This is a genomic window from Izhakiella australiensis, assembly GCF_002006995.1.
In the GTDB taxonomy this organism is placed as follows: domain Bacteria; phylum Pseudomonadota; class Gammaproteobacteria; order Enterobacterales; family Enterobacteriaceae; genus Izhakiella; species Izhakiella australiensis.
In genome coordinates this window covers 105325-130074 of the sequence record NZ_MRUL01000004.1, presented here as the reverse complement: position 1 = coordinate 130074, position 24750 = coordinate 105325, and the positions used below count along the sequence as shown (strand labels likewise).

Annotated in this window: 23 protein-coding genes; 9 read left to right on the top strand and 14 right to left on the bottom strand. The window is 54.7% G+C overall.

Annotated features, from left to right (window positions below):
• Window positions 1-44: 44 nt before the first annotated feature.
• From nth to ydgT, 9 genes are all read right to left on the bottom strand, one after another.
• Window positions 45-683: an endonuclease III gene (nth, locus tag BTJ39_RS08400; protein WP_078002234.1), complete on the bottom strand. Its 639-nt coding sequence runs from the start codon at window positions 681-683 to the stop codon at window positions 45-47.
• Complete coding sequence (locus tag BTJ39_RS08395) at window positions 680-1390, bottom strand: electron transport complex subunit E (protein WP_078002233.1); 711 nt, start codon at window positions 1388-1390, stop codon at window positions 680-682. Before BTJ39_RS08395 ends, nth begins: the two co-directional genes overlap by 4 nt.
• Window positions 1390-2016, bottom strand: a complete 627-nt coding sequence (rsxG, locus tag BTJ39_RS08390; RefSeq protein ID WP_078002232.1) for an electron transport complex subunit RsxG — start codon at window positions 2014-2016, stop codon at window positions 1390-1392. The genes BTJ39_RS08395 and rsxG overlap by 1 nt, the downstream gene beginning before the upstream one ends.
• Window positions 2017-2018: 2 nt before the next feature.
• Window positions 2019-3077 (bottom strand): electron transport complex subunit RsxD, encoded by a 1059-nt coding sequence (rsxD, locus tag BTJ39_RS08385; RefSeq protein WP_078002231.1) that lies wholly within the window; start codon window positions 3075-3077, stop codon window positions 2019-2021.
• The gene (gene rsxC, locus BTJ39_RS08380) at window positions 3078-5255 is read right to left on the bottom strand and encodes an electron transport complex subunit RsxC (protein ID WP_078002230.1); all 2178 of its coding nucleotides are present in this window, start codon (window positions 5253-5255) and stop codon (window positions 3078-3080) included. It lies immediately after the preceding gene.
• The gene (gene rsxB, locus BTJ39_RS08375; protein WP_078002229.1) at window positions 5248-5826 is read right to left on the bottom strand and encodes an electron transport complex subunit RsxB; all 579 of its coding nucleotides are present in this window, start codon (window positions 5824-5826) and stop codon (window positions 5248-5250) included. The genes rsxC and rsxB overlap by 8 nt, the downstream gene beginning before the upstream one ends.
• Complete coding sequence (gene rsxA, locus BTJ39_RS08370; protein ID WP_078002228.1) at window positions 5826-6407, bottom strand: electron transport complex subunit RsxA; 582 nt, start codon at window positions 6405-6407, stop codon at window positions 5826-5828. Before rsxA ends, rsxB begins: the two co-directional genes overlap by 1 nt.
• 131 nt (window positions 6408-6538) lie before the next feature.
• The gene (locus BTJ39_RS08365) at window positions 6539-6979 is read right to left on the bottom strand and encodes a DUF2569 domain-containing protein (protein ID WP_078002227.1); all 441 of its coding nucleotides are present in this window, start codon (window positions 6977-6979) and stop codon (window positions 6539-6541) included.
• Window positions 6980-7077: 98 nt separating this feature from the next.
• On the bottom strand, window positions 7078-7293 hold the full coding sequence (gene ydgT / locus BTJ39_RS08360; RefSeq protein WP_078002226.1) for a transcription modulator YdgT: 216 nt from the start codon (window positions 7291-7293) through the stop codon (window positions 7078-7080).
• A gap of 622 nt (window positions 7294-7915) precedes the next feature.
• Here ydgT and ytfQ point away from each other — a divergent pair.
• The 5 genes from ytfQ to BTJ39_RS08335 all read left to right on the top strand — a co-directional run bounded on the left by ytfQ (window position 7916) and on the right by BTJ39_RS08335 (window position 13654).
• On the top strand, window positions 7916-8872 hold the full coding sequence (gene ytfQ / locus BTJ39_RS08355; protein WP_078002225.1) for a galactofuranose ABC transporter, galactofuranose-binding protein YtfQ: 957 nt from the start codon (window positions 7916-7918) through the stop codon (window positions 8870-8872).
• A 59-nt stretch (window positions 8873-8931) separates the two neighbouring features.
• Window positions 8932-10461 (top strand): sugar ABC transporter ATP-binding protein, encoded by a 1530-nt coding sequence (locus BTJ39_RS08350; protein WP_078002224.1) that lies wholly within the window; start codon window positions 8932-8934, stop codon window positions 10459-10461.
• On the top strand, window positions 10454-11470 hold the full coding sequence (ytfT, locus tag BTJ39_RS08345) for a galactofuranose ABC transporter, ATP-binding protein YtfT (protein ID WP_078002223.1): 1017 nt from the start codon (window positions 10454-10456) through the stop codon (window positions 11468-11470). The genes BTJ39_RS08350 and ytfT overlap by 8 nt, the downstream gene beginning before the upstream one ends.
• Complete coding sequence (gene yjfF, locus BTJ39_RS08340; protein ID WP_078002222.1) at window positions 11464-12447, top strand: galactofuranose ABC transporter, permease protein YjfF; 984 nt, start codon at window positions 11464-11466, stop codon at window positions 12445-12447. The genes ytfT and yjfF overlap by 7 nt, the downstream gene beginning before the upstream one ends.
• A gap of 166 nt (window positions 12448-12613) precedes the next feature.
• Window positions 12614-13654 (top strand): oxidoreductase, encoded by a 1041-nt coding sequence (locus tag BTJ39_RS08335; protein ID WP_078002221.1) that lies wholly within the window; start codon window positions 12614-12616, stop codon window positions 13652-13654.
• Between the two features lie 65 nt (window positions 13655-13719).
• Here the strand turns inward: BTJ39_RS08335 and add are convergent, their stop codons facing one another.
• From add to manA, 3 genes are all read right to left on the bottom strand, one after another.
• Window positions 13720-14718: an adenosine deaminase gene (add, locus tag BTJ39_RS08330; RefSeq protein WP_078002220.1), complete on the bottom strand. Its 999-nt coding sequence runs from the start codon at window positions 14716-14718 to the stop codon at window positions 13720-13722.
• Between the two features lie 155 nt (window positions 14719-14873).
• Window positions 14874-16370 carry a YdgA family protein gene (locus BTJ39_RS08325; RefSeq protein ID WP_078002219.1) on the bottom strand — a complete coding sequence of 499 codons (1497 nt, stop codon included), beginning with the start codon at window positions 16368-16370 and terminating at the stop codon, window positions 14874-14876.
• 123 nt (window positions 16371-16493) lie between these two features.
• A complete protein-coding gene (manA, locus tag BTJ39_RS08320) occupies window positions 16494-17669 on the bottom strand; it encodes a mannose-6-phosphate isomerase (RefSeq protein WP_078002218.1) in 1176 nt (391 codons plus the stop codon).
• Between the two features lie 195 nt (window positions 17670-17864).
• On the opposite strand from manA, the gene fumC reads away from it, so the two are divergent.
• Complete coding sequence (fumC, locus tag BTJ39_RS08315) at window positions 17865-19262, top strand: class II fumarate hydratase (RefSeq protein ID WP_078002217.1); 1398 nt, start codon at window positions 17865-17867, stop codon at window positions 19260-19262.
• 43 nt (window positions 19263-19305) lie between these two features.
• Here the strand turns inward: fumC and tus are convergent, their stop codons facing one another.
• Both tus and BTJ39_RS08305 read right to left on the bottom strand, forming a co-directional pair.
• A complete protein-coding gene (gene tus, locus BTJ39_RS08310) occupies window positions 19306-20235 on the bottom strand; it encodes a DNA replication terminus site-binding protein (protein ID WP_078002216.1) in 930 nt (309 codons plus the stop codon).
• 133 nt (window positions 20236-20368) lie between these two features.
• Window positions 20369-21637: an MFS transporter gene (locus BTJ39_RS08305; RefSeq protein ID WP_422386032.1), complete on the bottom strand. Its 1269-nt coding sequence runs from the start codon at window positions 21635-21637 to the stop codon at window positions 20369-20371.
• Window positions 21638-21729: 92 nt separating this feature from the next.
• Here BTJ39_RS08305 and BTJ39_RS08300 point away from each other — a divergent pair, with 92 nt between their 5' ends.
• The 3 genes from BTJ39_RS08300 to bioD all read left to right on the top strand — a co-directional run bounded on the left by BTJ39_RS08300 (window position 21730) and on the right by bioD (window position 24737).
• Window positions 21730-22629 carry a LysR family transcriptional regulator gene (locus BTJ39_RS08300; protein ID WP_078002214.1) on the top strand — a complete coding sequence of 300 codons (900 nt, stop codon included), beginning with the start codon at window positions 21730-21732 and terminating at the stop codon, window positions 22627-22629.
• Between the two features lie 118 nt (window positions 22630-22747).
• Complete coding sequence (gene mlc, locus BTJ39_RS08295) at window positions 22748-23965, top strand: sugar metabolism global transcriptional regulator Mlc (protein WP_078002213.1); 1218 nt, start codon at window positions 22748-22750, stop codon at window positions 23963-23965.
• A 118-nt stretch (window positions 23966-24083) separates the two neighbouring features.
• Entirely contained in the window at window positions 24084-24737 is a 654-nt protein-coding gene (bioD, locus tag BTJ39_RS08290; protein ID WP_078002212.1) for a dethiobiotin synthase, read from the top strand.
• Window positions 24738-24750: the final 13 nt, after the last annotated feature.

Here is a 24750-nt window from a genome sequence, read left to right as displayed (position 1 = left end):
GATAAGCGACTAAAAGCAGTAGGCCTGACGTCCGAATACGGGCGTCAGGCGATTTCCGTTTTCTGATCGTATTCGCACAGGTCTTCAATAATGCAGGCGCCGCAGCGGGGTTTGCGCGCTACGCAGGTATAACGGCCGTGGAGAATAAGCCAATGGTGACAGTCAATTTTGAACTCTGAAGGTACGACTTTAAGCAGCTTATCTTCAACCTGCTCGACATTACTACCTGGCGCAAAGCGCGTGCGGTTTGAAACGCGAAAAATATGCGTATCGACGGCAATCGTCGGCCAGCCAAAGGCGGTATTCAGCACGACGTTTGCCGTTTTGCGCCCGACGCCGGGCAGTGCTTCCAGCGCCATCCGGTCTTCCGGAACTTCGCCGCCGTGTTTTTCCAGCAGCAGGCGACAGGTTTTAATCACATTTTCTGCTTTGCTGTTAAACAAGCCGATGGTTTTGATGTATTCCTTTACGCCGTCCACGCCAAGCGCCAGCATTGCCTGCGGCGTATTGGCCACGGGATAAAGGCGGGCGGTGGCTTTATTCACGCTTACATCCGTCGCCTGCGCTGAAAGTAAAACCGCGATCAGCAGTTCAAAAGGCGAGGAAAAATTCAGCTCGGTTGTTGGGTGGGGATTATCTGCGCGCAGACGTTCCAGTATCTGCTGACGTTTTGCTTTATTCACGCGGCACTTCCCGTTTGTCCTTTCAGTTCAGCGCCAGCCGTCTGCTGTTGCTCAGCGCGCAGGGCCGCACGCTGTTTCATTTTTTTGTCGATCAGATATTTACACGCCAGCAGCATGCCAAGCCCGATAAAAGCACCTGGCGGCAGCATCGCCAGCAGCATTGGCGAGTCAAAATGAAAGACCTCAATGCGCATTGCCTTCGCCCACGGGCCAAGCAGCTGGTCGGCGCCGTTGAAAATCGTGCCGTTGCCGATAATTTCGCGAATCGAGCCAAGGACCACCATCACGCTGGTGGCGCCAAGGCCAATTGCCATGCCATCCAGCGCGGCAAGCGGCACGCTGCTTTTAGAGGCCACGGCTTCCGCCCGTCCGACAACAATACAGTTGGTGACAATCAGCGGAATAAAAATGCCCAAAGACTGATTCAGCTCTGGCGCCCAGGCGGCAATCAGCATCTGTACGCAGCTGACAACTGCCGCGATGATCATCACGTAAATTGGGATGCGGATTTCCGAAGGCACCCAGCGGCGGGAAAGCGATATTCCGCTATTGGTGCAAGTCAGCACCAGCGTCGTTGCCAGCCCAAGGCCCAGCGCATTGGTCGCTGTGGACGTTACCGCCAGCAAAGGGCAGAGGCCCAGCAGCTGTACCAGCGCAGAATTATTTTTCCACAGTCCGCCAATTAGCAGATTCTTAGCTTCGCTCATTATTGCTCTCCACAAGCCGTCAGTGAGTCCAGTTGAGGTGGCAGGGTTTCCACATAAAGCGTGGTGCGTTTAACTGCGTTAACCACCGCACGCGGAGTAATAGTCGCGCCGGTAAACTGGTCGAAATCACCGCCATCTTTTTTTACCGCAAATTGCGTATCGGCGCTGCCATGAATGACTTTACCATTGAAAGATAAAATCCAATCGGAAATACGCAAATCAATTTTATCTCCCAGGCCTGGGGTTTCATGGTGCTCAACAACCCGGGTCCCCAACACTTTTCCCTTAAAATCAGCGCCAACCAGCATCTGGATATTGCCGGAATAACCATCGGGGGCGGTGGTTTCAATAGCTACCGCGACCGGTTTGCCGTTTTTACGCGCCAGATAAAGGTGGTGAGGGTTCATATTTCCCAGCGCCTTATCCGTGACAATGTAACATTCCTGCTGCAGCTTATTGTTATAAATATCCGGCGGCACCACCTGATCAAGCAGCGCTTTTTGCGCCAGCTCGCTCTGATGTTCGATAGTGGGTTTGGTCACCGCATTAATTACCGCCGTCATGCCGGTGGTGATGGCGGCGAAAACCGCAAGCGTTACGCCATTTTTACGAATCGCATCCAGCATGTTTACTCCTTCCTGTGACCGTAAACGCGTGGTTGCGTATAGTAATCTATTAGCGGCACGGTAATGTTAGCCAGCAGCACGGCAAAAGCTACGCCGTCAGGATAGCCGCCGAAGCTGCGAATTAGCCATACCAGCAGGCCAATCAGAGCGCCAAATATCAGACGTCCCTTGTTGGTGGTGGACGCTGTGACCGGATCGGTGGCGATAAAAAAGGCACCCAGCATCGTGGCGCCAGAAAACAGATGAATCAACGGCGACACGAACTTATCCGGCGCAATCAGCCAGCCGATAGCGGCGCATAGCGTTAGCGACAGCAGAAAACTCAGCGGGATATGCCAGCGAATAGTATTGCGACTGATTAAGAACAGGCCGCCGAGCAGAAAGCCAACGTTGATCCACTGCCAGCCAAGGCCCGCCAGTACGCCGCTGTAAATAGGCTGAGCGAGCAGCTGACTGGCGTGATGACCGGCGGTCAATCCGGTTTTAAAATTATCCAGCGGCGTCGCCTGGCTGATACCATCAATCCCTTCGCGCAGCTGGTGCAGGCTTTCACCGCTCAGGCTGTGGCCGCTGAATATTACCGCCAGCGAGTCAACGAAACCTGCGCTTGATGCCTGTAGCTCAGTCGGTGGTAGCCAGCTGGTCATCTGAACCGGAAACGATATCAGCAGCACTACATAGCCAATCATGGCGGGATTGAACGGATTCTGGCCCAGACCGCCATAGAGCTGTTTGGCAATAATAATTGCAAAGGCGGTACCTATAACCACCATCCACCAGGGGGCAAGTGAAGGGATACTGATTCCCAGCAGCAGGGCAGTCAGCACCGCTGAGTAATCGCTCCAGGACGGTAGCACCGGACTGTTGCGCAATTTTAACGCCAGACCTTCCGCCGCCAGCGCGGTGACGATCGCGATCGCAACCTGTATCAGGTTACCCCAGCCAAAGTAATACCACTGTGCCGCTATACCGGGGATAGCGGCTATCAGCACCAGCAGCATGATTTTGCTGGTGCTGCGGTGGTTGTGGGTATAGGGGGAGCTTGCAATGCGAAACGCCATTTATTCCTCTTGATTCCGTTGTTGTGCGGCTTTTTTAGCTTTCGCACGCGCAATGGCTGCTTCCACTGCCGCCTTGCGCGGGTCGACGGCGGGCGGCTGCGCGCCACTTTCTTCATTCTCAGGGGCTGTCAGCGCGGCTTTTTTAGCTTTCGCACGCGCAATGGCTGCTTCCACTGCCGCCTTGCGCGGGTCGACGGCGGGCGGCTGCGCGCCACTTTCTTCATTCTCAGGGGCTGTCAGCGCGGCTTTTTTAGCTTTCGCACGCGCAATGGCTGCTTCCACTGCCGCCTTGCGCGGGTCGACGGCGGGCGGCTGCGCGCCACTTTCTTCATTCTCAGGGGCTGTCAGCGCGGCTTTTTTAGCTTTCGCACGCGCAATGGCCGCTTCCACTGCCGCCTTGCGCGGGTCGACGGCGGGCGACTGCGCGCCACTTTCTTCATTCTCAGGGGCCGTCAGCGCGGCTTTTTTGGCTTTCGCGCGCGCAATGGCCGCTTCCACTGCCGCCTTGCGCGGGTCGCTACTTTGTCGGGCGACCGGATCGATCTCGCTCTGTCTTTCCGCCTGCCGCGCGCGCGCCTGGGCTTTACGCGCTTCGCGCTGGGCTATTATTGCGCTGTTATCCGGCGTGCTGCCGGCTTGCACTTCAACGGGCTGCGCTGCCTGATTATTTTTAGCTTTAACCCGAGCCAGTGCGGCGCTAATAGCCTGCTGATCCCGTTCACCGACAGCCGTTTTTGCCTGCTGATGGCGGGCTTCACGGGCCTCTTTTTCACGCTCAAGGCGGTTCTGGCGGGCTTCAAAACGCGCTTTTGCTTCAGCGGTTCGCCGTACTTCCAGATCTATGGCCCTGAGTTCGGCTTTTTCCTGGCGATAATACTGAACCAAAGGAATATTGCTGGGGCAAACGTAGGCGCAGGCGCCGCATTCAATGCAATCATCCAGATGATGGGCCCGGGCTTTGTCATGGTCACCGCCGCGGCTATACCAGTAAAGCTGCTGCGGCAGCAGCGCTGCCGGGCAGGCGTCAGCACAGGCGCTGCAGCGAATGCAGGGCTGCTCTTCTTCAGGTTTACCGATCTCGTCGCCGGATGGCGCCAGCAGGCAGTTGGTTATCTTAACCACCGGCACATCCAGCGCGGGCAGGGTGAAGCCCATCAGTGGACCGCCCATGATCACCATCTGCTCAGACTGCGGCGTAAAGCCGGCATGGTGCAGCAGATGGCTAACCGGGGTACCAAGGCGTCCCCAGACGTTGCCCGGCTGCGCTAGCGCCTCACCGGTTAGCGTCACCACGCGTTCGGTAAGCGCCTCGCCGTCGATAACCGCACGCTTAACGGCATAGGCCGTGCCGACGTTTTGCATCAGCACGCCAATATCTGACGAACGACCGCCGTGAGGAACTTCTTTACCGGTGAGGATTTTTGTCAGCTGTTTGGCGCCGCCTGACGGGTATTTAGTCGGGATGACGCGCAGCTGTATATCGTCGCTGCCAGCCAGAGCCTGCTTCAGCGCGCTAATGGCCTGCGGTTTATTATCCTCAATACCGATCATGGTTTTATCTGCCTGTAAAATCCAGGCGAGGATACGACTTCCTTCCACGACTTCAGCGGCGCAGTCCTGCATCAGGCGATCGTCGGCGGTAATATAAGGCTCACACTCTGCGGCGTTGATAATTAACGTTCTGGTGCTGTTTTGTCCGCCCTTTAGCTTAAGCGCGGTAGGAAAACCGGCGCCGCCAAGTCCGGCGATGCCAGCCTGATGAATATGAGCAATGAGATCGGCGCGGGGCCGCTGCTGATAATCTGCCAGAGAATTACGTGGCGCCCAGCGATCCTCGCCGTCCGCTTCGAGGAAAATACAGAGCTCGCTCAGCCCGGAAGGGTGAGCTGTCATATGATGGGCTATCGCCTCTATTGTGCCGGAGGTTGGCGCATGGACAGGCAGCATCCGACCCTGGCCAAAGGTGAGTGGTTGACCGCGCAGCACTTTATCTCCGGGCTTGACGCAGATTTCGCCGTCGTGACCAATATGCTGCTTTAGCGGAATAATAAAGCGCGACGCCAGCGGCAGCTGACGCAGAGGCGTGCCGCTAGACTGGGTTTTCATCTCCGGCGGATGAATACCGCCGTCGAAATCCCAGATGCGATCTTGTTTAAACAGCTTTAGCAGGTTAAGCATGGCTATCCGCAGGAAGCACGCGCACCGGAATGGTGTCTAAATTCCATTTCCAGCTGGCAGGGGTAACGGCAACTGGTCGCATTTCAATGCAGTCGGTTGGGCAGGGTGCTACGCAGAGATCGCAGCCGGTGCAGACATCGCTTAGTACGGTGTGCATGGCGCGGGTAGCGCCGACGATGGCATCAACCGGGCAGGCCTGAATGCATTTGGTGCAGCCGATGCAGTTGGCCTCGTCGATCCACGCCACCTTTCTTACCGGTTCACGGGCCTCATCGTCACCGTCGATGGGCTGCGGTTCGATATTCAGCAGCGTCGCCAGTTTAAGCATGGTTTGCTCGCCGCCGGGCGCGCATTTATTAATCGCTTCGCCATTGTTGCCAACCGCGTTTGCGTACGGGCGGCAGCCGGGATAACCGCACTGGCCGCATTGACTCTGCGGCAGCAGCGCGTCAATTTTCTCGACGATAGGGTCATCTTCAACTTTAAACCGGCGCGAAGCGTAGCCAAGCAGACCGCCAAAAAACAGACTCAGTGCGCTAAGTACAGCAATAGCGATCCAGATTGCACTCATCAGAATTTTACCAGCCCGGTGAAGCCCATAAAGGCCAGAGCCATCAGCCCGGCGGTGATCAGCGCGATAGAGTTACCTTTAAACGGCGCGGGCACGTCAGCCAGAACCAGGCGCTCACGCAGGCCGGCAAACAGTACCATTACCAGCGAGAAGCCGAGTGAAGCGCTGAAGCCAAATACCGCCGCCTGCAAAAAGCTATGGCTGAGATTTACGCTCAGCAGCGGAACGGCCAGCACGGCACAGTTAGTGGTGATCAGCGGCAGAAAAATGCCTAACAGGCGATAAAGACCGGGGCTGGTTTTACGCACCACCATTTCAGTAAATTGCACCACAACCGCGATCACCAGAATATACGCCATGGTGCGCAGATAGGTCAGATCAAGGGGAACAAGGATCAGATGATTAACCAGCCACGCGCAGATCGAGGCCAGGGTAATCACAAAGGTTGTGGCGAGCCCCATGCCAATTGCCGTTTCCAGCTTTTTGGAAACACCCATAAAAGGACAAAGGCCAAGGAACTTCACCAGGACAAAATTATTCACCAGAACGGTGCCAACAAATAACAGCAGGTATTCGGTCATGGTTTAGCCTGAACAACGAAAGCGGTTATTATCGGCGATCCAACCGCCAGCGACAACCGCTCAACCCCAGGGTTAGTCCGTAAACCCATACAGAAAGCACTATTGAATAAACTCGTCGTATTAAACGACGATTAACGCCCGATAAAGGTCGCTTTAACTCTTGCCGAACGTCGCAGATAAATGGCGAAAATTGCCGCCGCCAGCAGCGAAATCAGCAGATTTCGCGTGGCAATCGCCTCGCTTACCGGCGAGAAGGCCCAGCTTTTAAGCGCCAGCGCAACCGTTAACAGCAGCCATATAATATAATGACGCGGCAGGCGGCTTGAGCGTTGGTAAAAAAGCCAGGTGATCCAGCCGCTGTAAATCCATACGCCAATCGCCGTTACCAGCGAGGCCACCACCTGAATCAGCAGCGTATGCGATTGCATCAGCAGCTCGTGCCACACTTGATCGCTCAGCAGCCAGATGCAATAACGGGCAAGTACCAGCGTACTGGCAAGCAGCGTTAAAATCAGCCAGATAAACGGCAACCACAACCAGCCACCGATGCGCGGTTTTGATTCCAGTGTCAAAACAACCCCTCATGATTAGCCGCGGGAAGATTACCGCCGCCGGCAACAGAGGCGCGATTATACGTGATTTTCAGTGAAATTCATCAGCCCGCGCTAATTTAAACGACGTAGTGCCAGACTGATTTTGGCACCTGGCCCAAATCGAACAGGCGGCCACCGGAAACCAGTTCCGCACGCCGATGGTCGGCGGCACGATACATGTTGATGATGTCCTGTTCGTCGGTCAGCGAGTAGTTGAGATGATCGAAAAGTCTTTCAAGGCTGTCGAGGCTACTAACTTTGCGAAATTTTAACAGATAATCGTGAACTGTCATGATGTTGGTATGTTGTCCTGCCTGCGAGAGCTACAAGTATATGTTGTGGTTTTATCTCTTCTACAGAGAAAACCGTAAAAAATAGCGAATTTAAGAATTACGCTTAAGAGTGCGTGATAAAAATGCAAGTTCAACCGGCAGCACAGCTGACTCAAAAATAGTTAGCTCAGAAGGTGACGTGCGGCTGAGATATTCGCCATCAAACTCTATTTTAATCTGACAATGTAAAACCTGAATACAACAAATCGCCAATATAAACCGTGTTCGATAGATCAATTCTGCGTTGCGTTTCAATCGGGCCGCTGGGCGCATTGTGGCGGGTGTCACATTTTTTAAAAAATACATTAACAGTTGGTTAGCGCTCTGCGCCAGCGTGGGCTGTAATCGTTTTCATCTTTGTGGTCAGGATAACCGCTTATCTTTGTGACACTTATCGTTTCCTGTCGCCAAACTTTTTTATTTTTCACCGGCAGGAATTTGGCGGTTTCCTGAGGTGATTTTGGCGTAACTCCTTTTATTAGTTCGGTTTTGTGAGCTTTGTCTAAATAGTTTTGCCGCTAATGGTACAAGCTCTAATTGCTTTTGTACCCCTAATAATCTCCGCCTCAGAGGATAAAAAATCATGTGGAAGCGTTTACTCTTAACCACGTTAATCAGTGCAACATTCAGCGGAGCCGCGCTGGCTGAAAATCTTACCGTTGGTTTTTCCCAGGTAGGTTCAGAGTCAGGCTGGCGCGCCGCGGAAACCACGGTGGCAAAAAGCGAAGCGGCAAAGCGCGGAATAACCCTGAAGATTGCCGATGGCCAGCAAAAACAAGAAAACCAGATTAAAGCCGTTCGATCTTTTATTGCGCAGGGCGTCGATGCCATCTTTATTGCACCGGTGGTGCAGACAGGCTGGGAGCCGGTGCTTGAAGAAGCCAAAGATGCCAAAATCCCGGTATTTTTACTCGATCGCGCCATTACTGTTAAAGATAAATCCCTGTATATGGCGGTCGTCACCGCAGACAACGTTTATGAAGGTAAATTAATCGGTGACTGGCTGGTAAAAGATATCGGCAATAAGCCCTGTAACGTGGTTGAACTGCAGGGAACCGTGGGGGCCAGCGTAGCTATCGACCGTAAAAAAGGATTTGCTGATGCCATTGCCGGTCATTCCAATATAAAAATTATCCGCTCTCAGTCCGGTGACTTTACCCGCAGTAAAGGTAAAGAGGTAATGGAAAGCTTTATCAAAGCGGAAAACAACGGCAAAAATATTTGCATGGTTTATGCCCACAACGATGATATGGCCATCGGCGCTATTCAGGCGATAAAAGAGGCCGGCCTGAAGCCAGGTAAGGATATTCTTACCGGCTCAATTGATGGCGTACCGGATATTTACCGCGCTATGTTGGCAGGCGAAGCGAATGCGAACGTTGAGCTAACGCCGAATATGGCCGGTCCGGCGTTTGACGCACTGGAAAAATTCCGCAAAGACGGCACCATGCCGCCGAAGATTATTAAAACAGAATCCCGTTTGTACCTGCAGCCGGAAGCGCAATCGCAACTGGATAAGAAAAAAGGCATGGGATATTAATTCTGCTGCCCGCCGCTTGCTAACGCAGGCGGCTTTTTTCATTGACTGAGACGCATTTTATGACCTCGCAAAGTGCAACACAGCCGGTTCTGCTTAGTATTGAAAACGTCAGCAAAAATTTTCCCGGCGTCAAGGCGTTAGACAATGTTTCCTTATCTGTAAGGCGTGGTGAAATCATGGCGCTGTTGGGGGAGAACGGCGCCGGTAAATCGACCCTGATTAAAGTGCTTACCGGCGTTTATCAGCGTGACGGCGGCACTATTACCCTGGAGGGAAAGGCGATTCACGCCCGTAATACCGCAGAAGCGCAGCAGCTGGGAATTGGCACTGTTTATCAGGAGGTCAACCTGCTGCCTAATATGTCCGTCGCAGATAACTTATTTATCGGTCGCGAACCGCGACGCTTTGGTTTAATCGATCGTAAAACTATGAATGCCAATGCCCGTAAGCTGTTAAACAGCTACGGGTTCGAACTGGATGTCAGCCGCCAGCTGGGGCAGTACTCGGTCGCCATGCAGCAAATTGTGGCGATTTGTCGGGCGGTCGACCTTTCAGCCCAGGTACTGATTCTTGATGAACCGACCGCCAGCCTTGATGCCAGCGAAGTTGAGATGCTGTTCTCCTTGATGGAAACCCTGAAAGCGCGCGGGATGAGCCTGATTTTCGTTACCCATTTTCTCGACCAGGTTTATCGCGTCTGCGACCGTATTACCGTCTTACGCAATGGTCAGTTTATCGCGACGCGTGATTGTGATGCGTTGCCTCAGCTTGAGTTGATCAAGCTGATGCTCGGTCGCGAGCTGCTGGAAACGGCGCTGCAGCGCGCCGGGCGTACGATTAAAAGCGAGACGCCGCTGGTGGAATTTACCAATTATGGCAAAAAAGGAACGCTGTCAGCGTTTGACCTGCAGGTTCGCCCCGGCGAAGCGGTTGGTCTCGCCGGACTGCTGGGATCGGGACGGACCGAAACGGCCGAACTATTGTTTGGTATCCGCCGGGCGGATAAAGGCGCTAGCGCGCGGATTAAAGGCAAGCCACGCGCGATCCGCAATCCGGCTCAGGCGTCACGCTTAGGCATCGGCTTCTGTCCGGAAGACCGTAAAACTGACGGTATCATTGGCGCCGCATCGGTCAGAGAAAACATCATTCTGGCGCTGCAGGCGCAGCGTGGCTGGCTACGGCCAATTAAACGCCGCGAGCAGCAAGAGATTGCCGAACGCTTTATCAAGCGCTTAGGCATTCGCACGCCGGATAGTGAGCAGCCCATTGAACTGCTCTCCGGCGGCAACCAGCAAAAGGTGTTGCTATCACGCTGGCTGGTCACGCGGCCGCAATTTCTGATACTCGACGAACCCACGCGCGGCATTGATGTCGGCGCCCATGCGGAAATTATTCGATTGATAGAAACCCTGTGTGCGGACGGGCTGGCGCTGCTGGTTATTTCTTCTGAGCTGGAGGAACTGGTGGGCTATGCCGACCGGGTCGTGATTTTGCGCGAGCGTCAGCAGGTGGCTGAAATACCCCTTGAACGTTTGTCGGTGGCATCAATAGTTAACGCCATTGCAGCGGGAGGAGAACAACATGTTTGAGTCTCACCTGACGCCGGAAAGATCGGCAAAGTCAAAGCGCAAATGGCCGAAAGGCACCCCGCAGATTGTCGCGCTGATTCTGGTACTGATCGTTGACAGCCTGGTGGCCCACAACTTTTTTGCTGTTCATTTACAGGATGGGCGCCTGTTTGGCAGTCCGATTGATATTCTTAACCGTGCCGCACCGGTCGCGTTGTTGGCGATCGGCATGACGCTGGTGATCGCCACCGGCGGTATTGACCTGTCGGTTGGTGCGGTCATGGCGATTGCGGGCGCGACGGCGGCGGCCATGACGGTTGCCGGGTATTCCCTGGGCCTGGTGATTCTGGCGACGCTGGCAACCGGCATTGCCTGCGGCATGTGGAACGGAATACTGGTGGCAATATTGCGTATTCAGCCTTTTGTCGCCACGCTGATTTTGATGGTGGCGGGCAGGGGGATCGCGCAGTTAATCACCCAGGGGCAAATCGTCACTTTCGACAGCCATTCGCTGGCATGGGTGGGCAGCGGCGCGCTGTGGTTTTTACCGGTACCGGTATGGGTAACCTTGCTGATGGCGCTGCTGGTCTGGTTGCTGACGCGCAAAACGGCGCTGGGCCTGTTTATCGAAGCCGTAGGCATCAACCTGCGCGCAGCGCGTAACGCCGGCGTAACGGGCTGGCTGGTGGTAATGAGCACCTATATTATCAGCGGTTTATGCGCTGCGGTGGCCGGGCTTATCGTCACCGCGGATATTCGCGGCGCGGATGCGAATAATGCCGGTCTGTGGCTGGAGCTGGATGCGATTCTGGCGGTGGTCATCGGCGGGGCATCGTTAATGGGCGGACGCTTTACTATTTTCCTGTCGCTGGTCGGCGCGCTGATTATCCAGTCAATGAACACCGGCATCCTGCTATCTGGCTTCCCGCCGGAGCTTAATCAGGTGGTGAAGGCCGTGGTCGTCATGGTGGTGCTGATGTTGCAGTCACCGCGCTTTCTGCAACTGTTGAAAAGGAGAGCGCGATCGTGAAACGCCACCTGCCTTTAATTATTACGCTGCTGGTATTTGTGCTCGGCTATCTGTTCTGCCTGACGCAGTTTCCAGGCTTCGCCTCCACCCGCGTGATTTGCAACATTCTTACCGATAATGCGTTCCTTGGTATTATCGCGGTAGGGATGACCTTCGTGATTTTGTCGGGAGGAATCGACCTGTCAGTGGGCGCGGTGATTGCCTTTACCGGCGTTTGTCTGGCGCGCATGATCGGTGACTGGCAGATAGATCCCTGGCTGGCATTCGCCATTATGCTGGTTTTGGGCGGCGCTTTTGGCGCGCTGATGGGGTTGCTGATCGACGCGCTGAAAATTCCAGCGTTTATCATTACCCTGGCCGGCATGTTTTTCCTGCGCGGCAGTAGCTACCTGGTGTCAGAAAGCTCAATTCCGATCGATCATCCGCTGTATGCGACCTTGTCCAGCCTGGCCTGGAAAATGCCGGGCGGCGGTCGCCTTAGCCTGCTGGCGGTGATTATGCTGCTGGTGGTGGCCTTTGGAATTGTCCTGGCCCATCGTTCGCGCTTTGGTAATCAGGTCTATGCACTGGGGGGAAGCATCAGCTCGGCGCAGCTGATGGGCATTTCCACGCGCAGTACCACCGTGCGTATTTATATGCTGTCATCAATGCTGGCGACGCTGGCCGGGATCGTTTTTTCCATTTATACCTCCGCAGGCTATGCGCTGGCCGGGCTGGGCGTTGAACTTGACGCCATTGCTTCCGTGGTGATTGGCGGTACGCTGCTCTCCGGCGGTGTGGGAACCGTACTTGGCACCCTGTTTGGTGTGTTAATTCAGGGGTTAATCCAGACCTGGATAAATTTTGACGGTACCCTGAGCTCGTGGTGGACTAAGATTGCCATTGGGATTCTGCTGTTTGTATTTATCGCGCTGCAGCGCTTGCTCACCGTACTCTGGGATCGCCAGCAAAACGCGCCGGTGAAACGGCTAAGCTAGCCGGTTTTCAGCCAACCAAAAGCCGAAGGGTTAGCTATCCTTCGGCTTTTATTATTTGTTCAGCTGTGCTTTGTCCGGGCAAAAATAATCTTTCAGCGTATTCCGCCTTGTTCTGCATCGCGCTTTCGACTTAAATCAATCGGGTAAGTGAACGAGAGGAACTCAAATGAGCGATAAAATTCGTGTTGGCCTGGTCGGTTACGGCTTTGCCAGCAAAACATTCCATGCGCCATTAATCGCCGGAACGGCGGAAATGGAGCTGGCGGCGGTATCCAGTAGCGATGCTGCTAAAGTGCATGCCGACTGGCCATCGGTAAAGGTTGTGGCCGATCCGCAGACGTTATTTGACGATCCTTCGTTGCAGGTTATCGTTATTCCGACGCCGAATGACACCCACTTCCCATTGGCAAAAGCCGCCCTGAATGCCGGCAAGCACGTAGTGGTGGATAAACCCTTCACCGTGACGTTGTCACAAGCCCATGAGCTAAATGCGCTGGCGCAGTCGAAAGGATTGCTGCTTTCAGTATTTCATAACCGCCGCTGGGACAGCGATTTTCTGACGGTTAAGAATCTGCTGGCTGAAGGTACCTTAGGTGAAATTCGCTATTTTGAATCGCACTTTGACCGCTTCCGTCCGGAAGTGCGTCAGCGCTGGCGTGAACAGAAGGGCGCGGGAAGCGGTATCTGGTATGATTTAGGACCGCATTTGCTGGATCAGGCGCTACAGCTGTTTGGCTCGCCGGTCGCAATCAACGTTGATATGACCGAACTGCGGCCCGGTGCGCAAACCACCGACTATTTTCACGCGGTATTAATCTACCCGCAGAAACGCGTAGTCCTGCATGCCAGCATGATGGTTGCCGCCGAGTCAGCGCGCTATCAGCTGCATGGCACCCGCGGCAGCTACATCAAATACGGGCTGGATCCGCAGGAAGACAGTCTTAAATCGGGCGCCCGGCCACCGCAGCAGGAATGGGGTTATGATATGCGAGATGGCGTGCTGACCCTGACTGAGGGAGAGACGATGGTTGAGAAAAGCCTGTTGACTATTCCCGGCAACTATCCGGCCTATTATGCCGCCATCCGTGATGCGGTCAGGGGAGAGGGTGCCAATCCGGTTAGCGCTGACGAAGCTATTCAGGTTATGGAACTGATCGAGCTTGGATTGCAGTCTTCGGAAAAGCGCCAGACGCTTTCCTGTAAATAAGCCCTACAGTACACCGACTGGCAATATATCCCGCCCCCTTAGCATAAGGGGGCTTTTTTTTACCTTTAACCGGCAACGCGCTGGCGTAATGCCTGCTTTTCCGCTTCGCTGAGGAATGCGATCGTCAGGCCATTTTCCTGAGCCTTGCGTATTTGCGCCGGCGACAGCCCGGCGGCGGGCGCCGCAACCTGATATTCATAGGGTAGTTCGATGCCCTGAACCGCCGGATCGTCGGTGTTCAGCGTGGCAAGGATGCCGTGGTCGAGGAATTTTTTTAGCGGATGGCTGGCCAGTGAGGCGACGGTGCTGGTTTGGATATTGGAGGTCAGACAGGATTCGATACCGATACCATGTTCAGCGAGAAACGCCATCAGCGCCGGATCGTCAACCGCTTTGACGCCGTGTCCAATGCGTTCTGCCCCCAGTTCGCGAATCGCCTGCCAGATACTGTCAGCGCCCGCCGCTTCACCGGCGTGGATCGTTACATGGAAGCCGGCATCGCGCGCGCGATTGAAATGCGTCAGGAATTCACTGCCGGGAAAGCCCAGCTCGTCACCGGCAAGGTCAACGGCGGTAATCGCATCGCGGTGGGCCAGCAGTCCTTCCAGTTCGCGCAGGCAGGCTTCTTCACCAAAGGTCCGGCTCATGATGCCAATCAAACGGACCTCGATCGGCAGCTGGCGACTGGCGGTTTTGATGCCGTCGGCCACCGCTTCGACCACGCCGCTTACCGGCAGGTTATGCGTCATTGCCATATAGCCGGGGGAGAAGCGCAGCTCAGCATAATGAATGCCTGCGCGTGCAGCATCTTCAACGTTTTCCATTGCCACCCGGCGACAGGCGTCAAGCGAACCCAGCACCTTCACGCCCCAGTCGAGCTTGTTCAGAAAGCTCACCAGATCCGGCTCGGTTTCGGTAACCTGAACGTGAGGCCGCAGGCTGTCAATATCTGTCGCCGGCAGGGCAATATTAAACTGGCGGCCTAAATCGAGAATAGTTTGCGCACGGATATTGCCATCCAGATGGCGATGAAGGTCTGTCAGGGGAAGGTCATGAACGATCACTGAGCACTCTCTTATCTTATCGGCTTTAGAAGTGCAGAAGATTATAAAAACATCGGGACGAATGATGCCAGCAGTTTGCGCAACAAATTAATTTGTTTGCGCAAATGACCAGCAAAAAAAAAGCGCGCCGTAGCGCGCTCTGCATTCAGTCTGGATTATTGCGGCATGCCGTCCGGCGTCACGCCCCCTGGCAGATAGCGATTGATAAACTGGTCGAGCGGCATTTTTTCGCCGTTCATCTCCACCTGACCGTCGGCAAAATGCAGGCTGGCGACGATATCATTATCCTGCTGGGTAGTGAGCTTAAACATTTGCCCCATGGCGGCAAAGCCTTTGACCTGCTGGTCGGCAAGTTTGGCAGCCTGCTCTTCGCTATTACCTTCCGCCATGCCCACGTGAGTCATGGTTTCGGTTGCCATCGCCATAGGAATAACCAGCTTAGCATCCAGCGATTTGACCACGTTGTCAGCGGCCTGGTTGATATCGCCACCGTCGGCAGGCTTACCGGTTGACGGGTCTCTCAGGCTGGCGGTCAGGTTAAAGGTGCTCTCGCCCTTCGCATTTTTCCAGCTCAATGGCGCAATGCTGATAACCGGATTACCTTTCAGCAGTAGCGGCAGATTTTTGGCAAAGACCTCGCGGGATTTTTGCTGCAATACCAGCGGATCTATATTCGGCTGGTCGATAACTGGCTGCATTTCATTGCGATAATTATCCGAGAAGGTCTTCAGCGCATCGGCATCCAGCTGCGATAATTTCAACGTCAGTTTCGCTGAGCCAAAATCCTGCCCCTGCATTTTCAGGGCGTCCATGCTGTAATCAAACTGTCCGTTGATGTTCTTATCATCGCTTTTGAAATCTGAAAGCAGTTTCAGCCCTTCTGCGGTGAACACTTCTTTACCCTGAATGCTGGCATTGAATTTTTTCAGCGCCAGCGTCTGGTCGCCAACGCGCAGATTGCCGGCGCCCAGATGGGTTTTACCGTCAAACGTCATGCCATTAAAGGTAAGCAGAACCGGCATATCCATCGCGTTTTTGCTGGTAACCGCAAGGCTGTCGATATTGCCGGAGTAATCTACCTGATTACCCTGCTTATCGGCAGAAATGGTTAAGTCGCCGCCGTTAAAGGCCAGCCTATCGCCGCTGTTGGCATCCTGATAATCAATCGGCAGCAGGTGGATATCGCTGGAGGTATCGCCGCTGTAACCAATGCGGGTATCGGCGGTAATAAAGGGTTTATCCTTGGTCAGCTCAAACAGCTTGCGCACCGGGTCGGTATTTTGCAGATCGCTGTGAACTGAAGCCATGCTGGGGATCAGGTTGAATTTCTTTAACTGGGCCAGCGGGAAGGGGCCATGATCGATCGTTTCCTGAAAAACGACGCTCTGACCGGGCTTCAACAATGCATCGTCGGTGGTTTGAGAGGTTGATTGTATGACCAGCTTCACGTGGCTGCTAAACAGGCCACGCTGGTAATCCTGATAGCTGACAGTCAGATGAGACTGCGGCAGCTGCTGTTGCAGCCAGCTGTTGACGTTTTGTAAAGCCTGGTCACGATTATCTTCCAGCTTTTTCCCTGTTAACCAGGCGCCGCCGATCCAGATTACACCGAGTGCTACCACCACGCCGACCGCTATCTTGGTCTTTTTCATCGCTACATCCTTTCCTTTCCGTCATGCCGGTGCGCCTTCCGGTTGTTGCTGGCTACTCCGGCGGGGTGTTTTATAAGTAATAGATTGAATGATAACAGCTATTTCAAAACCTGTCTTTTCGACCTAATCCAGCTGATTATAAACGCGCGCCACGCGTCCGGTGCCAGCGAGGGTCACCGGCGACTCGTTGGCGGCAATAAAGCAGGATTCGCCCGGCGCCAGCGTGATCCGCTGTTCTCCCTGCGCGACCACCGCCTTACCTTCAACGCAGAACAGGATTGCCGCACTCTCCTGGCTGATGGCGGCAGGTTCTGCGCTCAGGGTATGTAATGCAAAGGCAAAATCTTCAACCGGTATGGAGAAGATAAGGCTGTTGCCTGTGCTCTGCGGCTCGGTGCGCAAAGATGCAAAGGGTTTTGCCGTAAACTTGAGATTAGCTAACAGTTCCGGGATATCAATATATTTTGGCGTCAGGCCTGCACGCAGCACGTTATCAGAATTAGCCATCACCTCCAGCGCGACGCCGTTGAGGTAGGCATGGGGCGTTTCAGCGAATAAAAACATCGCCTCGCCGGGTTGCAGAGTAATAACATTCAGCAGCAGCGGTGAAAACAGGCCATTATCATGCGGATAATCAACGGCGATGGCGCGAATGGTTTCCCATGGCTCACCGTGCTGGCTATTCAGCGCGGCTTTTAGCACACCGAGCGCGAGGGATTTGCTGTCACCCTCCATGGAAAGCAGGCCGGCAAAAAGCTGTTTCAGGCGCTGTTCGTCGGGAGCCTGTAAAAAGTGGGCAATGGCGGGATGAGCACCGGCTACCGGCTGCAGCAGCGAAACCATTTCTGCCTGTTCGCGAAAACCGTTAATCGCTTTAAATGGCGTCAGCGCGAATACCAGCTCAGGTTTATGATTGGCATCTTTATAGTTACGTTCGGGCGCGTCCAGCGCAATGCCGGCAGCGTTTTCTTTGGCGAAGCCGGCTTCGGCGGCCGATTTACTGGGGTGAACCTGGATCGAAAGCGGTTGCGCTGCGCTCAGCACCTTGAATAAAAAAGGCAGTTCGCCAAAGCGGCGGGCGACTTTTTCGCCGAGCATCGCAGTGGTATTTTCGGCAATAACCTCACGCAGTGAGCGCTGGCCTGCCGGTGTCTCTATCTGCGACGAACTTTTCGGATGAGCGCCCATCCAAAGTTCGGCCAGCGGGCGATTATCGGGGTTGGCAATATGATAGAGTTCGGTTAAGGCTGTTTTACTGCCCCATGCATAATATTGCAGCGAATTGATTAATTTTTGCATGATAAGTACCCGTATTGGCAGTGAAATAATTGTGGAGTATTAAAACAGAAAGCCGGGAAAAAGGCATTCAATCAGCAATAACTTTGGCTGAGTCGCATAATGTAATGTTGATCTATGTCACTCTGTGCGGCGAACTTTCCGCCTGCTGCGGGAGGAACACCGTGAATACTCAATATTTGTGCTAAGGAGACAGTAATGGTAGCCAATCGCATTGAAAAAGACTCAATGGGGCCCATCGATGTACCGTCTGATAAGCTATGGGGCGCGCAGACTCAGCGCTCTCTGGAACATTTTCGTATTTCAACGGAAAAAATGCCGACCGCGCTGGTTCATGCGCTGGCATTGACCAAGCGTGCAGCGGCAAAAGTTAATCAGGATTTAGGGCTGTTAGCAGCCGAGCGTGCAGAAGCTATTGTCAAAGCGGCGGATGAGGTGTTGGATAATCAACACGGCGAGGAGTTTCCGCTGGCCATCTGGCAAACCGGTTCGGGCACGCAGACCAACATGAATATGAATGAAGTGTTGGCCAACCGCGCCAGTGAAATACTGGGCGGCGAGCGCGGCATGTCACGCCTTGTTCATCCGAATGATGATGTCAATAAAAGCCAGAGCTCTAACGACGTGTTTCCTACCGCAATGCACGTTGCCGCCGTTATTGCCGTGCGCGAGCAACTTATTCCGCAGCTGCAAACACTGAAGAAAACCCTGAGTGGGAAATCCGAGGCCTTCAAAGATATTGTGAAGATTGGTCGTACCCATTTGCAGGATGCGACGCCATTGACCCTGGGCCAGGAGATCTCCGGCTGGGTGGCAATGCTGGAACATAATCTCAAACATATTGAAAACAGCATTCCGCACGTGGCCGAGCTGGCGCTGGGGGGGACCGCCGTTGGCACCGGGTTAAACACTCACCCTGAATACGCCGTTCGCGTCGCTAAAGAGCTGGCAACGCTTACCGGCCAGCCGTTCGTTACCGCGCCGAATAAGTTTGAGTCGCTGGCCACCTGCGACGCGCTGGTGCATGCCCATGGTGCGCTGAAAGGCCTGGCGGCATCAATGATGAAAATTGCTAACGACGTGCGCTGGCTGGCTTCCGGTCCGCGCTGCGGCATTGGTGAACTGGCTATTCCTGAAAATGAGCCGGGCAGCTCGATCATGCCGGGTAAAGTAAACCCGACCCAGTGCGAAGCGGTAACGATGCTTTGCTGCCAGGTGATGGGTAATGACGTGGCGGTAAACATGGGCGGCGCTTCAGGCAATTTTGAATTGAACGTCTATCGTCCGATGGTTATCCATAACTTCCTGCAATCCGTTCGGCTGCTGGCGGACGGCATGGATAGCTTTAATCACCATTGCGCGACCGGCATCGAGCCTAACCGCGATCGTATCAGCCAGCTGCTAAACGAGTCGCTGATGCTGGTCACCGCATTAAATACCCACATTGGTTATGACAAAGCGGCGGAAATCGCTAAAAAAGCCCATAAAGAGGGGCTGACGTTAAAAGGCTCGGCGCTGAAGCTTGGGTATCTTACCGAAGAGGAGTTTGACGCCTGGGTGCGTCCGGAAGATATGGTTGGCAGTATGAAGCAGTAATCGCCGTTTTCCGCTGGGCTAAACCGGGCTGATGCCCGGTTTTTTACTGTGGGCGGTCGACAAACAGATGCAGGCGGGGGATCAGCGGCCATAGCGTTTGCGCCGCCGGTTTATGGCGGTGACTAATGTTGTTTTCATCATAGTTGAGTAGTTCGCCAAGGGCAGGTAGCTGGCTGGCATCCTGACAGATAATCAGCAAGGGGGAAGGGCAGGCCAGCTGGGTTTGCTTTTGCTTATCCGCCTGCCAGATTCGGGCTATCGGCTGGACCTTTACCGGCCGGCGAATTTTTAGCTGAACGTCGTCCGGTAGTGCTTCCAGTAAGGCTATTTCCTGTTGCAGATTCGCCGTCCAGCTTTCGCGATCCCAGCCCGCAGCGCTGCGGCCGCTTTTCAGACTCGCCAGCAGTTTTTCCCGCAGCTCAGCGCGGTTCACTTTTTTTATAATCTGCTTATTTGCCCAGCCGAAGCGGACGCTGTCCGGCGCCTCGAGCAGCGTAATGGCGCGATAGGCATTAAGGGTAATCAGCCCCGGTAGCTGCTGGTGGACAAACTCAAAGCGCTCCTCGGCGGCAACGCCGGATTCAATGGTAATTATCTGCTCCAGACGCCGCTTTAGCTGGTTAATATGCGCAACCTGACGACGTAAGTCTTCTGCCTGCGGCTGCTGGGCTTCCAGACAAAGCGCGCCGGGCAGCCTGACGGCGGATTTAGTGCTGCGCTGTGCCGATTGCTGCTGCATGAACAGCAGGCCGAAGTGATGCAGCGCTTGCGTAAGCGCCGCCTGCGCCAGCAGCTGGGTCACCTCTATTCGCGGGCGAGGGTTATGCTCCTTACCCCTGGCGACCTCAGGTAAGACGAAAACCCGGGCGGCGAGCAGGCGCAGTTGTTGCAGCTGCTGGCGCAAAACGCTCAGCGAGCGTTCCAGCTCGCCAATGGTGTGGTGCAGCTGTTCAATGGCCTGATAGCGCGACATGTGAACCCCGTATTTAGTTACAACATACAAAGGATTATTGAACAGTCAGTTCAGGATTGCAACGCCGCCGCGTATATTTATCAGGCAGGGGAAAATCGCGGTTACTCCGGCTGTGCGCAGCGCGCCAGCCGGTTCAGACAGCCCTTTTTTTCAGATGCAAGCCAATCAGCAGCGCAATGACCAATAGCGCGCTAATAAACATCGTGATGCCGGGCCAGCCAAAATTGTGCCAGAACAGACCGCCAGCGGTACCCGCAAGGCTGGAGCCCAGATAGTAGCTAAACAGATAAAGAGAAGAGGCCTGGCCTTTTGCCCGCCGCGCGCGCGGGCCAATCCAGCCGCTGGCGACCGAATGCGCCGCGAAGAACCCGGCGGAAAATAACATCATGCCCGGCAGAATAAGCCACAGCGAACTGAAGGCCGTCAGCAGAAGTCCTGCCAGCATCACGCCGGTTGAAAACAGCACCACCGTGCCGCGACCGTAGCGCGTGGTCATGGCGCCGGCTTTGGGTGAGCTCCAGGTTCCGGTGAGATAGACAATCGACAGCAGGCCAACAATGGCCTGATTAAGCGACCACGGCGGGCTAACAAGTCGGTAGCCGATATAGTTAAACAGGGTGACAAACGACCCCATCAGTAAAAAGCCTTCGGCAAACAGCAGCGGCAGCCCGCGATCGCGCCAGTGCAGACGAAAATTTATCAGCAGGCTTCTCGGCCGCAAAGATGACGGGCGGAAATGGCGTGATGGCGGCAAGATTTTCCAGAACATTAGCGCTGAAGCCAGTGCAAAGCAGCCGATGGTGGCAATCGCCACCCGCCAGGAGAAAAAGTCAGCAATGACCCCGCTGAGCAACCTGCCGCTCATGCCGCCGATTGAGTTACCGCTGATATAAAGCCCCATGCTGAAGGCAATAAAGCTGGGATGAATTTCCTCGCTGAGGTAGGTCATACCCACCGCCGCGACGCCGCTCAGCGCCAGACCCGTCAGCGCGCGCATCAGCAGAATGCCGTGCCAGCTCGCCATGGTGGCGGATAGCAACGTGCAGACCGACGCCAGCATCAGCGCGGTAACCATGACTGATTTGCGCCCAATTGCGTCGGAGAGCGGGCCGGTTATCAGCAAGCCCAGCGCCAGTAGCGCCGTGGAAACCGAGAGCGACAGGCTGCTGGCGGCGGGGGATACGCCAAACTCCTGTGACAGCAGAGGCAAAATGGGCTGCACGCAGTAAAGCAGGGCAAAAGTCGCCAGGCCGGCGGAGAATAACGCCAGTGTGACGCGGATAAACTGGGGGGTGCCGCGCTTAATGTATTGTGCTGAATGCTGCCGGGGGGCGGTGACTGAACGCGATTGTTGTTGTTCGGGCTGATCGAATGTTGATGGCGCAGAGATACGGCTCACGATTAATCCTTTACGACATTGCGGCGGCAATGCTTTAAAGCATAAGGATCGGTATGTATGATGTCTAATATATTAATTGTCTGAAATGATATTCTATGCATATCGAACTGCGTCATTTGCGTTATTTTATCGCCGTTGCCGAAGAGCTACATTTTGGTCGGGCTGCTCAGCGTCTTAATATCTCGCAGCCGCCCCTTAGCCAGCAGATCCAGACGCTGGAGAAGCAGATTAATGCTCGCCTGTTCGCCCGCAATAATCGCCGCGTCGAGCTGACGCCGGCAGGAGAGCAGTTTTTGCTGGATAGCCGGCAGATTCTTGCCAGCGTAAACCGCGCGGCGGAAAAAGCCTCGCGCCTGCATGCCGGCACCAGCGGTGAACTGCGTATTGGTTTTACCTCATCATCGCCCTTTATTTCACAGGTCTCTGAAGCGCTATCAAACTTCCGCTATCGCTATCCTGACGTCCATTTGCAGATGCAAGAACTGAATACGCGCCAGCAGCTGGAGCCGTTAAGTGACGGTCGTCTCGACCTGGGGGTAATGCGTAATACCGAGCTGCCTGATTCACTGGCCTGGCGTTTGCTGCTGCGTGAGCCGCTGTGCGCTTTATTACACCGCGATCATCCGTTAGCGCATGCGGCGCAGCTTTCGGTCAGTGAACTGGGCAGCGAGCCCTTTGTTTTTTTCGATCCTCACGTCGGAACCGCGCTTTACAGCGAAACCCTGGCGCTGATGCATCGCTATCAGGTCACACCGTGCATCACCCAGGAGGTGGGTGAGGCAATGACGATTATGGGGCTGGTGGCCGCCGGACTGGGAATCTCCATTTTGCCGGCTTCTTTTCGCCGTGTATCGCCGCCGGAGGTTATCTGGAAAACGCTGAAAGAAGCTGACGCGCGCTCTGAAGTCTGGCTGGTGTGGTCGCGTCAGCGTGAGCTAAGGGCGCCGCTGACGCAGATGATTGCGTTGCTTAGCGGTGAGCAAATAGTCGCCTGATGAGGCTGAATATGTGCAGCAAATCACAAAACGAATCAAATAGTTGACGATCGAATTTAACTGTTTCACCATACCGAAAGTTTTATTTTGAAGCGCGAAAATAACCGGAGCGTAACAGGTGTTGGGGGAGAATAAACCTGGTCATATCGATCAGATAAAAAAGGTAAACGCTGGGGTTGTATACCGCCTCATCGACCAACACGGACCCATATCGCGCATTGAACTGTCAAAAAAAGCCCAGCTGGCGCCGGCAAGTATTACCAAAATTGTGCGCGAAATGGTTGATGCGCAGCTGGTAAAGGAAACGGAATTTCAGGAAATGGCCAGCCGTGGGCGTCCGGCTACCGGGCTGGTTCTTGATACGCGCAACTGGCACTATCTGGCTCTGCGCATCGGCAACGGCGAGCTCATTCTGGCGCTACGCGATCTCAGCAGCCGCTGTATCGTTGAGGAAACGCAGCCGCTGCTGCTCGACGACGTCCGTCCATTGCAATTTCTGATCGCCGAGCAGATTGACGCTTTTTTTACCCGCAATCAGAGTAAACTGGAGCGGCTGACGGCGATCGCGATTACCTCTCCTGGCATGGTTAACGGCAGCCTTGGCGTCATCCACCGCATGCCGTTTTATACGGTTAAAGACCTTGCGCTGGCGCCTTTTTTAGCGGCGCGAATGGGGCTACCGGTTTATCTGGCACATGATATCTATGGCTGGACATTGGCTGAAGCGCTATTCGGCGCGGCGCGCGGCACGCGCGATGTTATTCATCTGGTGATTGATGACAACGTCGGCGCTGGCGTCATAACCGGCGGGCGAATTCTCCATCGCGGCACGTCATCGCTGGTGGAAATTGGCCATACGCAGATTGCGCCGCAGGGGCGTCAGTGCTACTGCGGCAACCATGGCTGCCTGGAAACGCTGGCCAGCATTCCACATCTGCTGGAGCGCGCCGCTGAGGGCATGGCGCGCGATACTGCCTCTGCGCTTCATCATCAGCCGTTGACGATAGAAACCCTCTGTCGCGCGGCACTGAATAGCGATCCGCTGGCGCGCTCGCTAATCCAGGAGGTCGGTGAAAGCGTCGGTCGTCTGCTGGCGGTGATGGTTAATATCTTTCATCCAGAAAAAATATTAATAGGTTCGCCGTTAAATCAGGCCTCTTCTTTACTTTATCCACTTATCAGCCGCACCATCATGCAGCAGTCCTTACCGTCGTATAGCGCCGCGCTGACTCTGGAGGCATCGCAGATTGCAGGGCGGGGAACGCTGCCCGGCGCCGCGCTGATTAAAGATGCGCTGTTTGAAGGTTCGCTGCTGATACAATTGTTACAAGGCTGATTTTTTCACGTTAACATTGCGCTAACGCAATCTCCGTTACTTTTATTCTGCTTACACTTTTTGCTCGCCCCGGTGATTTGGTTCTGTTGAGGGGTGTGGCACTCTGGGGGAGAATAGAATGAAAAGGGTATTCGTGACGGGAACGGACAGCGCAATCGGCAAAACCGTTGCCTGCTGTGCGCTTATGCAAAAGCTGTCCTCGCAGGGCAAGCGGGTGGTGGGATATAAGCCTATCGGCCGCAATAGTCTGCAAACCACCGAGGGTTTACGCAATCCTGATGCACTGGTTCTTCAGGCCGCGTCAACCCTGGAGATGTCCTATGAAGCGATCAATCCTCTGGCTTACGAGGATGACGAAGTTAGCGCGCAGCGCGGCAGCGCGGTCAATTATGCCGCGCTGAGCGAAGGACTGGCCGCGCTTTCATCGCAGGCGGATACGGTTATTATCGAAGGCACCGGCGGCTGGCGCAATTTGCTCAGCGATCTGCGTCCACTCTCCGAGTGGGTCGTGCAGGAACAGCTGCCCGTGATTATGGTGGTTGGTATCCAGAGTGGCTGTATTAGCCATGCGCTGCTGACCTCTCAGGCGATTCTGGCGGATGGCTTGCCGCTGGTGGGTTGGGTGGCGAATCGCATTAACCCGGGACTGGCGCACTACGCTGACATTATTGAGGTGTTAAGTGAGAAGCTTCCGGCGCCATTGCTGGGCGAAATACCGTACCTGCCGCGCCCGGAAAAGCGCGCGCTGGCAGATTATCTTTGCGGCATGTAATAAAGGTGGGGGG

What these genes read in the sequence shown, in the direction of transcription:
- BTJ39_RS08300 (WP_078002214.1), top strand. Translation starts at nt 21,730, where the DNA reads ATGCATATCGAACTGCGTCATTTGCGTTATTTTATCGCCGTTGCCGAA.
- rsxA (WP_078002228.1), bottom strand. Translation starts at nt 6,407, where the DNA reads ATGACCGAATACCTGCTGTTATTTGTTGGCACCGTTCTGGTGAATAAT.
- ytfQ (WP_078002225.1), top strand. Translation starts at nt 7,916, where the DNA reads ATGTGGAAGCGTTTACTCTTAACCACGTTAATCAGTGCAACATTCAGC.
- manA (WP_078002218.1), bottom strand. Translation starts at nt 17,669, where the DNA reads ATGCAAAAATTAATCAATTCGCTGCAATATTATGCATGGGGCAGTAAA.
- rsxD (WP_078002231.1), bottom strand. Translation starts at nt 3,077, where the DNA reads ATGGCGTTTCGCATTGCAAGCTCCCCCTATACCCACAACCACCGCAGC.
- rsxB (WP_078002229.1), bottom strand. Translation starts at nt 5,826, where the DNA reads ATGAGTGCAATCTGGATCGCTATTGCTGTACTTAGCGCACTGAGTCTG.
- BTJ39_RS08395 (WP_078002233.1), bottom strand. Translation starts at nt 1,390, where the DNA reads ATGAGCGAAGCTAAGAATCTGCTAATTGGCGGACTGTGGAAAAATAAT.
- BTJ39_RS08335 (WP_078002221.1), top strand. Translation starts at nt 12,614, where the DNA reads ATGAGCGATAAAATTCGTGTTGGCCTGGTCGGTTACGGCTTTGCCAGC.
- rsxG (WP_078002232.1), bottom strand. Translation starts at nt 2,016, where the DNA reads ATGCTGGATGCGATTCGTAAAAATGGCGTAACGCTTGCGGTTTTCGCC.
- ydgT (WP_078002226.1), bottom strand. Translation starts at nt 7,293, where the DNA reads ATGACAGTTCACGATTATCTGTTAAAATTTCGCAAAGTTAGTAGCCTC.
- fumC (WP_078002217.1), top strand. Translation starts at nt 17,865, where the DNA reads ATGGTAGCCAATCGCATTGAAAAAGACTCAATGGGGCCCATCGATGTA.
- tus (WP_078002216.1), bottom strand. Translation starts at nt 20,235, where the DNA reads ATGTCGCGCTATCAGGCCATTGAACAGCTGCACCACACCATTGGCGAG.
- BTJ39_RS08350 (WP_078002224.1), top strand. Translation starts at nt 8,932, where the DNA reads ATGACCTCGCAAAGTGCAACACAGCCGGTTCTGCTTAGTATTGAAAAC.
- bioD (WP_078002212.1), top strand. Translation starts at nt 24,084, where the DNA reads ATGAAAAGGGTATTCGTGACGGGAACGGACAGCGCAATCGGCAAAACC.
- ytfT (WP_078002223.1), top strand. Translation starts at nt 10,454, where the DNA reads ATGTTTGAGTCTCACCTGACGCCGGAAAGATCGGCAAAGTCAAAGCGC.
- rsxC (WP_078002230.1), bottom strand. Translation starts at nt 5,255, where the DNA reads ATGCTTAACCTGCTAAAGCTGTTTAAACAAGATCGCATCTGGGATTTC.
- BTJ39_RS08325 (WP_078002219.1), bottom strand. Translation starts at nt 16,370, where the DNA reads ATGAAAAAGACCAAGATAGCGGTCGGCGTGGTGGTAGCACTCGGTGTA.